At 35.8% G+C, this 12,344-nt stretch carries 16 protein-coding genes and 1 pseudogene; 13 read left to right on the top strand and 4 right to left on the bottom strand.

The features are described from left to right. Positions 1-28: 28 nt before the first annotated feature. A complete protein-coding gene (locus tag Q9M50_07945; protein ID MDQ7090561.1) occupies positions 29-1,552 on the bottom strand; it encodes a SwmB domain-containing protein in 1,524 nt (507 codons plus the stop codon). 596 nt (positions 1,553-2,148) lie between these two features. Between Q9M50_07945 and Q9M50_07940 the strand changes: the two genes are divergently transcribed. The 11 genes from Q9M50_07940 to Q9M50_07890 all read left to right on the top strand — a co-directional run bounded on the left by Q9M50_07940 (position 2,149) and on the right by Q9M50_07890 (position 8,026). Next, positions 2,149-2,364 (top strand): hypothetical protein, encoded by a 216-nt coding sequence (locus Q9M50_07940; protein ID MDQ7090560.1) that lies wholly within the window; start codon positions 2,149-2,151, stop codon positions 2,362-2,364. Positions 2,365-2,369: 5 nt separating this feature from the next. Further along, on the top strand, positions 2,370-2,651 hold the full coding sequence (locus Q9M50_07935) for a hypothetical protein (protein ID MDQ7090559.1): 282 nt from the start codon (positions 2,370-2,372) through the stop codon (positions 2,649-2,651). Beyond that, positions 2,614-3,075, top strand: coding sequence for a transposase family protein (locus Q9M50_07930; protein ID MDQ7090558.1), 462 nt, complete (start codon positions 2,614-2,616; stop codon positions 3,073-3,075). The genes Q9M50_07935 and Q9M50_07930 overlap by 38 nt, the downstream gene beginning before the upstream one ends. 58 nt (positions 3,076-3,133) lie before the next feature. Continuing rightward, on the top strand, positions 3,134-3,664 hold the full coding sequence (locus Q9M50_07925) for an NAD(P)H-dependent oxidoreductase (GenBank protein MDQ7090557.1): 531 nt from the start codon (positions 3,134-3,136) through the stop codon (positions 3,662-3,664). Positions 3,665-3,690: 26 nt separating this feature from the next. Then, positions 3,691-3,984: a hypothetical protein gene (locus Q9M50_07920; protein MDQ7090556.1), complete on the top strand. Its 294-nt coding sequence runs from the start codon at positions 3,691-3,693 to the stop codon at positions 3,982-3,984. A 523-nt stretch (positions 3,985-4,507) separates the two neighbouring features. Further along, entirely contained in the window at positions 4,508-4,642 is a 135-nt protein-coding gene (locus Q9M50_07915) for a hypothetical protein (GenBank protein MDQ7090555.1), read from the top strand. Further along, positions 4,635-5,267: a hypothetical protein gene (locus tag Q9M50_07910; GenBank protein MDQ7090554.1), complete on the top strand. Its 633-nt coding sequence runs from the start codon at positions 4,635-4,637 to the stop codon at positions 5,265-5,267. Before Q9M50_07915 ends, Q9M50_07910 begins: the two co-directional genes overlap by 8 nt. Positions 5,268-5,486: 219 nt before the next feature. Continuing rightward, positions 5,487-5,849, top strand: coding sequence for a roadblock/LC7 domain-containing protein (locus Q9M50_07905; GenBank protein MDQ7090553.1), 363 nt, complete (start codon positions 5,487-5,489; stop codon positions 5,847-5,849). A gap of 35 nt (positions 5,850-5,884) precedes the next feature. After that, the gene (locus Q9M50_07900) at positions 5,885-6,370 is read left to right on the top strand and encodes a PAS domain-containing protein (GenBank protein ID MDQ7090552.1); all 486 of its coding nucleotides are present in this window, start codon (positions 5,885-5,887) and stop codon (positions 6,368-6,370) included. 3 nt (positions 6,371-6,373) lie between these two features. Continuing rightward, the gene (locus Q9M50_07895) at positions 6,374-7,120 is read left to right on the top strand and encodes a phosphate/phosphite/phosphonate ABC transporter substrate-binding protein (GenBank protein MDQ7090551.1); all 747 of its coding nucleotides are present in this window, start codon (positions 6,374-6,376) and stop codon (positions 7,118-7,120) included. 6 nt (positions 7,121-7,126) lie between these two features. Then, complete coding sequence (locus Q9M50_07890; protein ID MDQ7090550.1) at positions 7,127-8,026, top strand: 5'-nucleotidase; 900 nt, start codon at positions 7,127-7,129, stop codon at positions 8,024-8,026. A gap of 11 nt (positions 8,027-8,037) precedes the next feature. Here Q9M50_07890 and Q9M50_07885 read toward each other — a convergent pair whose 3' ends face one another. From Q9M50_07885 to Q9M50_07875, 3 genes are all read right to left on the bottom strand, one after another. After that, positions 8,038-8,355 carry an excalibur calcium-binding domain-containing protein gene (locus Q9M50_07885; GenBank protein MDQ7090549.1) on the bottom strand — a complete coding sequence of 106 codons (318 nt, stop codon included), beginning with the start codon at positions 8,353-8,355 and terminating at the stop codon, positions 8,038-8,040. Between the two features lie 28 nt (positions 8,356-8,383). Next, positions 8,384-8,686 carry a hypothetical protein gene (locus Q9M50_07880; protein MDQ7090548.1) on the bottom strand — a complete coding sequence of 101 codons (303 nt, stop codon included), beginning with the start codon at positions 8,684-8,686 and terminating at the stop codon, positions 8,384-8,386. Positions 8,687-8,913: 227 nt separating this feature from the next. Next, on the bottom strand, positions 8,914-9,843 hold the full coding sequence (locus Q9M50_07875; GenBank protein ID MDQ7090547.1) for a hypothetical protein: 930 nt from the start codon (positions 9,841-9,843) through the stop codon (positions 8,914-8,916). A 298-nt stretch (positions 9,844-10,141) separates the two neighbouring features. Between Q9M50_07875 and Q9M50_07870 the strand changes: the two genes are divergently transcribed. Then, positions 10,142-11,239, top strand: a complete 1,098-nt coding sequence (locus Q9M50_07870) for an FAD-dependent oxidoreductase (GenBank protein ID MDQ7090546.1) — start codon at positions 10,142-10,144, stop codon at positions 11,237-11,239. A gap of 5 nt (positions 11,240-11,244) precedes the next feature. Continuing rightward, positions 11,245-12,259, top strand: a pseudogene (locus tag Q9M50_07865) (quinone-dependent dihydroorotate dehydrogenase). Positions 12,260-12,344 lie beyond the last annotated feature (85 nt).

Raw genomic sequence — 12,344 nt, 5'->3', positions numbered from 1 at the left:
CGGCTCTCCACACCTTAACGACTTTTATCTAAACAAAAACAAAATCGGTCGCTGCCACGGTTCCTGTTAGCTGTAAGACGGCGAAATCATCACTCGCGCCTGCTGTATAAGCATTGTCTGCATCAATAACAGTATCCCCATTCTCATCAAGATACAACACATTATCCGTTGCATTAAAATAAAAACGGGCATTATCAACATCCGCCGCAAGTCCTTCAGACGACACAGTTATAAAATCAGTTTCAACCAATCCCGTTGTTATGGTCGCATCATACGTCGTACTATCAATCCCATTCAACGTATTTGCAAGAACAGCGGATAATTGAATTTTATCAGTTCCCGAAACAAAATCAGTAATGGTTTCAACGGTCGTTAAACTAGGTGCCGTTGTTGCATCAACCGCAACCACCGAACCGACTTCTGTCATTAACTCACTGGTTGTCGTTGCATTAAAAACAAAAACATCCGCTCCCGTATCGCCCGTAAGACTATCCGCACCATCATTTCCTGTAATGACATCATCAGCCGTTGTTCCTGTTAGCGTATCAACGTCAACCGTCCCATCAATAGCACTTGCGTCACTATTAGTTTCGCCATTAGGTTCACCTACGGCAACCTCGGTTACAACTTCTGTTGCATTATCAACCGTTTCATTAGTCACAGACTCCTGATTTAAGAAACCCGCATCATTTCCCGCCGCATCTTGAATCGTTGCATTCGATAACGAATTATCCGCTAGGGGTGCAAAATAAGAAACATCCACATTATCCGCAGAAACGACCGCATCATTTAAGGTTAACGTAATCGTTTTAGCGGTCACGTCAACACTTACATCGCTTACGTCAACCACTGTTTTATTAACATGTACTAAAAATGAAGAAGCATCTGCCGTATTTTCACCTAACGCATTATCATCTTGATACGTTAAGACTAACTGATCGTCATTAACCGACGACTTTTCATAAACTGGCGAAATAATATCGGCAATTAAACTATCGGTTGCTTTTTCAGCAGTATCTAATGTTTTTACATCATCCGTAATCAAGCCAAACTGAATAATGCTTATTTCCATTAACTGCTTGCTCATTTTAGAATGATGCTTGGTAAAGTATTTAGAAAATTTTGTTTTATGTCCTAAATGAAGATTACCTTTTGGACTTAGTTTAGCCGTAGAAATAACATCTAATAACATATCAGAAAGCGTAAAATCGCCTTGATCTAATTTAATCACATAAGCATTTATCGTCGCCTCATCCGCATCATAATTATGAGCATTTTTATACGCTTTTTTCACTTTATCATGATAGCTCTGCTTAGATGAAACCAGTTGATACTCATCAGAACCTGAAAGATGACCTGTGATTTCTTTTAACGCGTCATCTTCTGTTTGTGTTTTCAATAGTTCTAATAAACTACCTTCCCAATACGCTAAACCATCGGTATCTACGGGACGACCTAAAACCGTAGTATAAAGCTCGATTAGTGAATCCGTTCTTGTCGTCGTTGTCGTCGTTGTCGTCGTTGTGGTCGTTGTTGTTTGAGATAAAGCCATAATAAAATTACTCCTAAAGAATAGAAAAATATCGTAAACAGTCCTTGTTATTTGGTTTACAGTTTAAATAGAAACTCATTCACGCTAACTACTCAGAGCCGTTATAACTTTGTAAATAACCACTTAAAAGGATGCCGATAAACCCTTATTATGCAGGTATTTTTGTGTTATATCACGCATTTTAGCTTAATTTTAGCCAAATATTTGGAGTTAGTCACACTTACAGAAGAACTTTGTTGTTTTTTAAACCTATCAATTCATTAGGTTATAACCGCAAAGAAACAAGCCTTGATCCATAAGTCTCCCATCTTAAGTTAGTAACCTGACATTTGTAGTATGAGCCTAGTGTTAAATAAGCATTGGTTTACGCACCTCGAAATGATGCTAAACTCATTATTGAAAAGCCTGTACCCATCAGGTCATTTATTAGACTTGTTCTTCTAAATAAAATATATTAAAATCAATTGCTTATATATACTTGATAACATTCACAATCAGTTGATACAGCCTAATAAATAAACTTTAAATTAAATTATTAAAAATAATAAATAAGCTTTATAATAAATTTCTATAAAAAATAAAAATCAAAGTATAACATGAAAATAAAAGAAATTTTACCAAGAATTTATGATGATAGACAGTTAAGAGCTTTAACAGGATTAAAAACAGAACATTTTATTTTACTATTATCTCTATTTGAAAAGACCCTTATTGAAGATCAAAAAGAAAAACATGAAAATAAAGAAAGAAAATACGGTAGTGGTTTAGATAGCACATTAAAAAACCCGCAGACAAATTATTATTTATATTAAATTATATGAAGTGCTATTCTACTTTCGATCACTTAGGGTTTTCTTTTAATATGAATAAATCATGCGCCCATACTCATGTATACAAATTATTTCCAATTTTAATAAAGACGTTAGATATATTTAATGTTTTACCTGCAACAAGTTTTTCAACCCCTGAAGAAATGCAGCAGGCTTTTGGCGGAGTTCAAACATTGATAATAGATGCTACAGAGCGTGCTGTACAACGCCCTAGTGACTATGAAGAACAAAATGAATTTTACAGTGGTAAAAAAACAGCATACAATTAAAAATACCACTATAGCTTCTTTAGGTCATTTAATTTTATATATTGGGGTTAGTTTTCCAGGTAAAAATCATGATTATGGAATGTTTAAAAAAGAATTTAATCCAGAATTAAATTGGTTTAGTAATTTTAATATATTTATTGATTTAGGTTATTTGGGGTTTAATAATGAATATAAAACTAATTCGGTAAATATTCCTCATAAAAAACCAAATAAATCTAAGCATAATCCAAACCCAACATTAACAGAAAATCAAAAAAAAGAAAACAAAGAGATGAGTCGTGAAAGAGTCATTGTTGAGCATGTAATCGGTGGAATGAAAAGATATAGATGCCTAGTTGACAAGTTTAGAAATAAAAAAGAAGGTGTAAAAGATTTATTTTCTTTTTTAGCGGCTATCCTATGGAATTTTAACATGATATATTAACTTCTTCTTAAAGAACAAGTCTATTATTTACTTTTGAATAAAATGAATAGGAAACAAAATGAAAATAATCGCGTTTGCCGCAAGTAATAGCACTAAATCAATCAATAAAAAATTGGTCACTTATGCAAGTAGTTTGTTAGAAAATGTCTCTACGGAAGTCTTAGATCTTAATGATTATGAACTGCCTATCTTTAGTGAAGATAAGGAAATAGAAATTGGGCAGCCAGCCTTAGCAAAACAGTTTTTAGAAAAAATAAAAGAATGTGATGCGGTTTTTATTTCTTTTGCAGAGCATAACGGCTCATACAGTGTTGCTTATAAAAACATTTTTGATTGGTGTTCTAGAATAAATCCTAAAGTTTATCAAGGTAAGTCGATGGTGCTTTTAGCAACTTCCCCAGGAAAAGGCGGTGGCTCTAATGTCTTATCAACCGCGATGAAATCAATCCCCTATTTCGAGGGGGTTATTAAAGGAAGCTTTTCACTGCCTAGTTTTTACGATAATTTTGATATTAAAAATAATGTTGTGTCAAATGATGAATTAGCGACTCAGTTAAAAAAAGAGGTTGAAAAAGCAAGAGCGGTATAACTAATTTTTAGGGATTAGTGATTTTTATGAAACAAGTTGCCTCATTAAAATATGGCGTTATGTTTAAAAAGGCGTTTTCTAAGCCTGAGATTTTTACCGCGTTTGCACAAGCTGTTTTAGGGATTACGCTGGAGATAGATCATGTGGAAACGGAAAAACCGTTTAATCCTGTGATGGGTCGGGTTAATTCGCATTTTTATTTATTTGCTGAGGATGTTAAGAATCGGGTGATTATTGATATTCAGCATGAACGTCATGGAGACCATTATGATCGTTTTTTGCATTATCATTGTGTTGTTAGAATAAATTGCCCGTGCTAAAAATTATCATTCTGAGTTATAGGTTTTTACGATTGTGATTTTAACCTCAAGTGATAAACATAAAAAAGATGTTGCAACCATTAATTTTCAATACTTCGGACAGTTTTAAAAAAGATAGCGGTCTTAATCCTATAAGGCATTGATTTTAAAGGGTTTTATATTTACGAGATGTATTGGTAAATTATTTTTTAAATCAATGGGTTACAAAAACTGTCCGAACTATTGAATGGATAAGAAAATAAATAATCCCCAAGCAATAAATAACAAGAACCCTGTCTATTTATAAATAGCGCATACGCATTGAATTGGGTCAAACAACCGATTTTTTTACAGATCCTCTTAGAACTAAAAAAATGACCGCTATTAAAACAATCTACCGTATTATCCCCACTAAAATTGATCCCATAGCAACCCTAAATACCTCGATACGTCATAAAATGGACTCATCCATAAGGATAGATTATGGTATTCTAAACCTAACTGTTGATAACAAAATTCATTTCTAAGGTACATCAGGGAAAAAATGAATTTTTTCTTAACCCATTTTGATTATAATCCTGCTCTATTTACAGTCGATGCTCAGATGAAAATGGATGTGTCGATCTTAGCTCAGGCTTTACTTTATTCACTAGACACAGGATTAGACAATAATGAGTAAATATACCTTAATCGAATCCTTATATATTTACCCAACGCCCGCAGGCGTTTATTACGCGCTGTCATCGCCTGATAAAAATGAAATAAAGTCTTTTTTGATTAACTTATTACAACAATCAACAACCCCTGAATTAAATGTAAGCAACCTATTAATGCTTTCAAATTCTGATGATGAAAATAAAGCCTTTGATTTGCTGTATGAATGCCAAAAATTGGGCTGGGTTCAGGGTCTCAAAGAAGCAATAAAAACGCCATCGGGAAGATTAGAGGATATTTTACCGTCACTGTTAAGTAAACTCTCAACTAAAGGCAAGGTATTACTAGCGGACTATCAGGGATTTTTTTTAGCCAGTCATGGTTTTACCGCCGATATAGCCGAAGAATTTTCAGCACTAGCGGCTGAAATTTCACGTTTACGGGTGCGCAGTGCGCGGTTACTCATGAATGATATGGGCTTAGAAAGCCACGCGTGGAGTAGTGCTACGGCAACAGGAAAAAGCCAACTTGGTTTTTGGCCACTCTTTATTGGCGAGCATCAATTTATCATTAGTATTCTAGGCGTTCCCTACTTTAACCAGCCAGAATTTGTTTCTTTAGCTTGGACGTTAACCCACCGTTATTCATAAATAAACGTTTTATTCATAATCGAGCGTGACCAATGACTTTTATTTTTTAGATCGCTGTGGTTTAAATCACAAATTATCTATTTTTCCTTTAAGTTTTGTATTATTTTTAATACACTACGGTCATTAAAAAAATAAAATATGTCAGAGACAGGCGACCCGTTTATAATGTCGACACACCGTTTAAAAATTATTTGATTTAAAAGAAAAGAGGGTATAACAATGCGAGCAGACATGCTTACTTCCATATTAACAGAACTAAATAACACTTCCTCCGATATTGAAGCATCAGGAATCATCTCAACCGATGGATTAATGATTGCGGCCGCCTTACCTGGTGGCATTGATGAAGATCGTGTGGCCGCTATGAGTGCTGCAATGCTGTCATTAGGTGACAGGACAGCGCAAGAGCTTAATCGAGGTCATTTAGAACAAATCCTAATTAGAGGCGCGGGGGGGTATGTTTTAATGATTTATGCGGGGAAAGATGCTGTTTTAACCGTTCTTGCGAAATCGAATGCAAAACTAGGGTTAATCTTCCTTGATGTCAAACGCGCAGCAGGAAGCATCACTGAATTATTGTAATTGTTGTCATTGTTTAATTGAATGGGCAGATACTTATGCTAGAAGACATGAATCCTAGCGATATTATTGGTAAATATAAACAAGTAACACTTGATTTGTATAATGTTGGCACTAGAAATGTGCTTTATACGACGGTAGAAACGCCTTATCCTGAGGGCAAAATTATTGTTTCTACAACCAATACGAAAGGAATTATTACACATGTTAATCATGTGTTTATAGAAATGTCAGGCTATAAAAAATCGGAATTGCTGGGTGTCAACCATTCTATTCTACGGCATCCTGACATGCCTTCTCTTATTTTCAAAAGCTTATGGGACACCATACAAACGGGAAAAAAATGGCAAGGCGTGATCAAAAACCTACGTAAAGATGGCGGTTATTATTGGGTAAAAGTAACAGTTGCCCCTAATATAAGAAAAGGTCTTATTGTCGGCTATACCTCAGTGCGCCGAAAACCATCTGTTTCAGCCGTTGCTGAATTTATGGAACGTTATCCTGTGTCAAACAAAGGAGATTAAGTCATGTCAAAGCGGTTTACGGTGAGTCCTGATTTTTCACCTGATTACCTTTCAGGTTGGTATTTGTTTAACAAATGGATGCAGCAACAAACAGGGCTTAAAATTAAGCTGGAGTTATACAGTGATTTTTATGCACAACGCATTGTAACGTATAGTAATGAAGCAGATTTGGTCTATGTAAATCCTTTTGATGCGTCCATGCTGGTTCGTGATAAAGGTTTTTTACCCCTAGCCAAAGTTGCAGGCAATTATGATGAAACCGTTATCGTTGCCCATAATGAAAGTAGTATCAATAGTCTTGATGATTTAAAACCTGATCTTAAATTAGCAATGACGGAAGACCCTAATATTAATATGATAGGGATGATGTTGCTTGAAGCCATCGATCTGGAAGAGGACAATATCAAAAAAACAATTTATGATAATCATGTCTTAATTGTTAAAAATTTATTAGAAGATAAAATGGATGCGGGGCTTTTTCTGGCAAAAGCTTATGATGAGTTATCGTGGGTGGTTAAAAAACAATTAAAAATTTTATTACAAAGTGAAATCGGTGAACTGCATCATACCTTCTTAATTAGCCCCAATCTAGCGGAAAAAAAGGATGAAATTCAATCGCTATTAATTAATATGGACAAAAATAGGGAAGGACAGGATGTTTTAAAAAGCTTAGGTTTTGATGCGTGGATAACCATTGATGACCGTGAAATGGAATTTATGATTGATCTGATTGACGCACTTTCTATCTGAACTTAAATGGACACGCAAACGTTAATCATTGCCATTTCATCACGGGCCTTATTTGATTTAGATGCCTCTCATAAAATTTTTGAAACCGAAGGCAAAGAAGCCTTTTGTCGTTATCAAATAGAACATGAAGATGAAATTCTAAAACCTGGTCTAGGCTTTGCACTGGTTCAAAAGTTTTTAGCCATTAATAACGGTGGCTCAAAACCGCCCTTAGTTGAAATTATTTTATTATCTCAGAATAGTGCCGATACAGGGCTTAGAATCTTCAACGCTATTCGTCATTATGAACTTGACATAACCCGTGCCGCATTTACCAGTGGGCGGTCACCTTATGCTTATATTTCTCCCTTCTCCGCTCATCTATTTTTATCCACCAATACAGACGATGTTATTAAAGCCTTAGAGGCAGGGTTTGCCGCCGCCACGATTATTTCAGGAACCAATGAAAATCATTCGGAACAATTACGTATTGCCTTTGATGGCGACTCCGTTTTATTTTCTGATGAATCCGAACGCATTTATCAACAACAAGGATTAGATGCGTTTACCGAAAATGAACGTCATGAAGCAAAAACTCCGTTATCGGGTGGCCCCTTTAAAGATTTTTTAAGTGCTTTGCAACGAATACAGGCCCATTTTGATCCTAATGATTCGCCCATAAGAACGGCCTTAGTCACCGCCCGTGCCGCCCCTACACATGAACGCGTTGTGAGAACCTTACGATTATGGGGAATACGCATTGACGAAGCCTTATTCTTAGGAGGATTGCCTAAAGGCCCCTTTTTAAATGCGTTCGGAGCTGATATATTTTTTGATGACCAGCAAGGGCATTGTCAATCAGCAAGTGATCATAAAATTACCGCTGCTCACGTACCTCACGGCGTAGTCAATCACGCGGACGAATAATTTCAAAACGTTTACTTGTGAAGACACTTTGTTCCCTCACAAGGAATCAAATCTTTATCCCCATCAAGCCTTTTCACACCACATTCTTTTAAATAAAACAGAGCTTCTGCACAAGAACTCATTTGTGAACACGTTTTTTTAGCCTCACACTGGAAACCTGACACATCTAATAATGGCTTAACAATTTTTTTGGGCGAGGGTTTTTTAGTTATTTTTTTTGGACTTATTATTTTTTGTTTAATATGAGGAATTTGTTGTGGAACGTCCTCAGATAAAACTATCCCAATAACAGCAAAGATAAGTGGCACTAACCGAGATATTTTTTTCATTGAAATGCTTAAGATTGAAGTCAATAGATTATATTTTAAAAATTAAAAATGCGCCTGCAATAATTCCTAAGGAATGAACCACCATATTACTATAAGGAAAACTAAAATTAAATAAAAATAGACTGCTTTGTAAAACGGCCCAAATTCCAAGAAATAATAAACCAATTTCCCCACGTTTTATTTTAATAATACATAAGACTAAAAATACCCCTGCGGCTAAATTAACATAGGGCAGTATTTTTTCGTCTTTAATAAATGAAATATTAAAAAGATTCCCGACTCCTTGAGCAATTAGCCAAACAGAAAGCGAGAATAATCCTAAATATTTCACATTAAATTGCCTTTAGATTATATATTCAATTGAAAAACAGCCTGATTTAGGAATAAGCGATTAATAATCGTCCGAAAATGGGTCTACAACATCAAACTAAAGTTTCGGATGATATTCAATTATTACGCCTTAGCGTGCCTATCATACCTATTTCACTATTTTTAATACAAAAAAAGGAAGGTTTTTACACCTTCCTTTCCGCTATACAGCATTTAGATAAACTAAATTTAGAAGCCTAAACCTAAATAAGCACCCAAAGTAAAGCCATCTGTTTCAACACCATCAATATCATCAGCCGTTAGATGATAACGGGCATCTGCACCCACATAAATGTTATCGATCACTTGATAATCAGCACCTGCGCCGAAAACAACCCCTGGATTCATAACTGTTACTGCACCTGAAGGAGGGCTAATAATATTCAAATCAAAACCAATTGGAATCAACCAAGGTCTAAATTTGCTACCTTTTAAGAATTTTATTTTTGGCGATGCTGAAATCGTTAATTGATTAACAGTAACATTTTGACCTGTTAACAAGCTATGCGTATCATCAGAAAGTTCTTTGTACTCAAGCATTAATTCAGCAGCAACTTCTGTATCATCCATCAAGCCAAATAAATCATTGTTGATGTTGAAATCAAAGCCGACACCAAAATACCAAGCATCTTTATCCGATGTATTATCACCGCCACCAAGGAAAGCGTTTAATCCACCCGCAACACCAACAAGAGGATCACCTGAACCCCCTGTTGTTGGAACACCAATGGCAGAAGCATCTAATAAGCCCGAACCTGTTCCTGTAACACCTAAATCACCACCACGGTTATCATTAGTATGCGCCCAACCACCACGAAAAATAACCATGTTATCTTTTGTGTCTGTTTTAACAGGAGCCGCTTTTACAGAAGACATCCACTGATCTAATTCCTGAACCCCATTATCCGTTTTACTGCCTTTTGCTTTTACACGTGCTAATTCTGATTGCATAGAACGCATCATGTTAGCCATTTCATCAACTTGATGCTGTAAATCACGTACTTCTGCATGATGTGCCGATTTACTACCCGCCGTGGCATACGGAGAAACCATCGCCGCCGCTAAAGTCAACGTGGCTGTGGCAACGCCCAGCGCAATCTTACTTTTTTTAAATGTCATCAGTCCCGCCCTTCAAGAGGTTATTTGTTATTAAATCTATTTGTTGTAATACAACAATAAGTTTCTTTGACGGAACAAATGATAGCAATAAATAGGTTTACTTACAAGTTTTACGGCTTTTTAGCCAATGCTATTTAATCCTTTTATTTCAATAACTAACTGTAATAAGATAAACAATAAATGTTATTTGTTTAAAAAAAACAACAAAAATTATTAATTTACATTCTAATAATCACCTTGTCATGAGTCTATTGGCCCTGATACGATGCTTGCCTCCTAAAGTCTTTTACTACTAGCGATGAAAAAAATAACAGACATCACCCTTATTGGCAGTGGCATTATCGGTTTATTAACAGCAAAGGCATTAATAGAAACAGGGCTTAGCGTCAGTATTATCGAAAAGAATCAGCAAAGTTTAGAATCATCGTGGGCCGGTGGCGGTATTTTATTACCCCTCTACCCATGGCAACAAAAATCAGCGATTAGTGATTTAGTTAAACAGAGTTTAAGCCTTTACCCTTTATTAAGTCAGCAATTAATCCAAGCAACTCAAATAGACCCAGAATGGAATGATTGTGGTTTATTAATCAGTAAAAATGACGATATAAATAAAGCCACTGAATGGTGTCAGCACTATAAAATTGATTATCAACTTGCAAATGAAGCCTTGTTTAAATCATTTAATACAACGCCATTCAATCCATTATGGCTGCCTACAATTGCTCAAGCACGTAATCCACGTTTATTAAAATCACTTAAGCAATTTTTAGTTCAGCATCCCAACGTGCAATTTATAGAAAATTGTACCTTGACTGATTTTTCATTTAAGAATAACCGTATTAGCCAAATTAAGACCTCTAAGGGAAATTTTTCTATTAATCATCTGCTATTAGCCACAGGGGCGTGGACAGGAAAATTAAGCCAAAAACTTTTACCGTCTAATAACCCAATTAATATTAACCCAGTCAAAGGACAAATGTTATTATTTGATGCTAATGTAAATGATTTAAACACGATGATTTTAGATGGAAGTCATTATTTAATTCCACGCCGAGATGGTAAAATTTTAGCAGGAAGCACCGTTGAAAATACGGACTTTAATAAATCAACCACCGCAGAAGCAAAAGAAAGTTTAAAGAAATTTGCGGTGACATTGATGCCCACGTTAAAAAATAAAGCCATTATTCATCATTGGGCAGGATTACGTCCTGGAACTAAATATGGGGTCCCTTATATAGATAATCATCCTGAAATAGAAAACTTAAGTATTAATGCTGGACATTTTAGAAATGGATTAGTCATGGCCCCTGCTTCCGCACAATTAATGACCGATTTAATTTTAAAAAGAGAACCCTGTCTTAATCCAGAACCTTACCAACTTACCCGTCTTGACTAGATTTTATGAACCCATATCCCTTATTAAAACCTGCCTTATTCAAACTTGACCCCGAATTAGCGCATACACTCACCTTAAAATTATTAAAATATTCAGAAAAAACAGGGCTTTCCCGCTTAACGACTACCCGTCATAGTGACAAACCCGTTACCGTGATGGGGCTTAACTTTAAAAATGCGGTTGGGTTAGCAGCAGGTTTGGATAAAAATGGCGATTATATTGATGCCTTAGCCGCCTTAGGATTTGGCTTCATTGAAATAGGCACCGTCACCCCAAAAGCGCAAGCTGGAAATCCCAAGCCGCGCTTATTTAGATTACCAGAGCATCAGGCAATTATTAATCGAATGGGATTTAATAACTTAGGCGTTGATTACTTAACAACTCAAGTTCAAAAAAGTCGTTATCAAGGAATTCTAGGGATTAATATTGGTAAGAATTTTGACACCCCGATAGAAGAGGCGGTGACGGATTACCTAATCAGCTTGCGTAAAAGTTATGCTCATGCGAGTTACATAACCCTTAATATATCGTCACCGAATACAAAAAATTTACGACAATTACAGCAAGGGAGTGAAATTAAAAAACTATTGTCTGCATTAAAAGAAGAGCAACTTAGTTTAGAAAAACAACATCATCATTACGTCCCTTTAGTGGTAAAAATTGCCCCTGATTTAAATGACGAGCAAATTCAACATATTGCCCTTTTACTGCGTGAATTTTCAATGGATGGCGTTATTGCGACCAATACGACAATTGATCGAGAAATGATTAAAGCTCATCCATTAGCGAACGAAACAGGTGGGTTAAGTGGTGCGCCTGTTAAAGAAAAGGCAACTTATGTGGTTAAGGCACTGGCTTCTGAGTTAAAAGGAACCCTTCCGATTATTGCTGCTGGAGGAATTTTGACAGCAGACGATGCTCAAGAAAAAAATAGAGGCGGGTGCAAGTTTAGTACAACTCTATAGTGGCTTAATTTACAAAGGGCCGCAGTTGCTTGATGACATTTTACAGGCATTATAAAGGGTCATTTCAAAATAGAGAGGGCTTAAAAATAGGGGGTGTTATTCCACAGAACGGACCGCACCACCACGGCTTTATTTTGATA

It is taken from the genome of Methylococcales bacterium (genome assembly GCA_030949405.1).
Classification (GTDB): Bacteria; Pseudomonadota; Gammaproteobacteria; order Methylococcales; family Methylomonadaceae; genus WTBX01.
This window is presented reverse-complemented; position numbering and strand designations above follow the sequence as displayed.

Bases quoted from the DNA above. Each gene is read 5' to 3' on its own strand.
- Q9M50_07945 (MDQ7090561.1), bottom strand. From the start codon at position 1,552: ATGGCTTTATCTCAAACAACAACGACCACAACGACGACAACGACGACA.
- Q9M50_07940 (MDQ7090560.1), top strand. From the start codon at position 2,149: ATGAAAATAAAAGAAATTTTACCAAGAATTTATGATGATAGACAGTTA.
- Q9M50_07935 (MDQ7090559.1), top strand. From the start codon at position 2,370: ATGAAGTGCTATTCTACTTTCGATCACTTAGGGTTTTCTTTTAATATG.
- Q9M50_07930 (MDQ7090558.1), top strand. From the start codon at position 2,614: ATGAATTTTACAGTGGTAAAAAAACAGCATACAATTAAAAATACCACT.
- Q9M50_07925 (MDQ7090557.1), top strand. From the start codon at position 3,134: ATGAAAATAATCGCGTTTGCCGCAAGTAATAGCACTAAATCAATCAAT.
- Q9M50_07920 (MDQ7090556.1), top strand. From the start codon at position 3,691: ATGAAACAAGTTGCCTCATTAAAATATGGCGTTATGTTTAAAAAGGCG.
- Q9M50_07915 (MDQ7090555.1), top strand. From the start codon at position 4,508: ATGAATTTTTTCTTAACCCATTTTGATTATAATCCTGCTCTATTTACA.
- Q9M50_07910 (MDQ7090554.1), top strand. From the start codon at position 4,635: ATGAGTAAATATACCTTAATCGAATCCTTATATATTTACCCAACGCCC.
- Q9M50_07905 (MDQ7090553.1), top strand. From the start codon at position 5,487: ATGCGAGCAGACATGCTTACTTCCATATTAACAGAACTAAATAACACT.
- Q9M50_07900 (MDQ7090552.1), top strand. From the start codon at position 5,885: ATGCTAGAAGACATGAATCCTAGCGATATTATTGGTAAATATAAACAA.
- Q9M50_07895 (MDQ7090551.1), top strand. From the start codon at position 6,374: ATGTCAAAGCGGTTTACGGTGAGTCCTGATTTTTCACCTGATTACCTT.
- Q9M50_07890 (MDQ7090550.1), top strand. From the start codon at position 7,127: ATGGACACGCAAACGTTAATCATTGCCATTTCATCACGGGCCTTATTT.
- Q9M50_07885 (MDQ7090549.1), bottom strand. From the start codon at position 8,355: ATGAAAAAAATATCTCGGTTAGTGCCACTTATCTTTGCTGTTATTGGG.
- Q9M50_07875 (MDQ7090547.1), bottom strand. From the start codon at position 9,843: ATGACATTTAAAAAAAGTAAGATTGCGCTGGGCGTTGCCACAGCCACG.
- Q9M50_07870 (MDQ7090546.1), top strand. From the start codon at position 10,142: ATGAAAAAAATAACAGACATCACCCTTATTGGCAGTGGCATTATCGGT.